This is a genomic window from Vibrio sp. 1078-1, assembly GCF_033340475.1.
Window position 1 is genome coordinate 1 of sequence record NZ_JAWOWM010000531.1, and the last position, 620, is coordinate 620.

2 pseudogenes are annotated in these 620 nt (G+C 45.6%); both read right to left on the minus strand.

Going from position 1 to position 620, the window contains the following annotated elements:
* Positions 1-268, minus strand: a pseudogene (locus tag R7190_RS28610) (GGDEF domain-containing protein); the annotation flags it as partial.
* Positions 252-620, minus strand: a pseudogene (locus R7190_RS28615) (hypothetical protein); the annotation flags it as partial. The pseudogenes R7190_RS28610 and R7190_RS28615, both read right to left, overlap by 17 nt.

A 620-nucleotide genomic window follows, 5' to 3' on the forward strand; every position in this document is an offset into this window, starting at 1 on the left:
CGCTTAAACTTGCTTTGACCGACAGTATATCTTCGACATCCTCAGGTAATGAGAGCAGTTCTAATGCTTGTCTAAGCTCTTCGATACTGTCACAAAGCTGTTTGATTTCGCGGCGGTATTCTGCGCTGATAATTAGGCAATGTGCTTTTTCACGGCTGGTGGACGCAATGTGTCGACCGATATGTTCCCAAAGCGTGATGGCTTCTTCCCCAGAAACAGAAGAAGGATCGATGCCTGCGTCAGTGACTTTGCTAAGCAGTAGTTCCATTCTTCATTACCTCAATATAGCTTTCTTCCAACTGCTCTAAAGTAAATGGGAAAGTCAGGATGTCTTGTAAATACAATGTCGGTTTTGGCCCTTTGAGACCACGTCGTTCCCATGGATAAATGTCTAACATGGCATATACGGTTCGGTAGAGCTCTTCTGCGGCTTGATCTTTTTCGGCAATCAACATAGCGAGTCGATCGCTAGATAGGCGTGAAATGAGATCGCTTGGCGTCGTTAATGAGTGAACCAGTTCAGTGCACGCATCGAGAAACGCAGGATTGGAGTGACGAATCATGATCACGGCATGGTTAGAGCGCTTAAGCTCAGTCTTAAATAGAACCAGTTGTTCCCA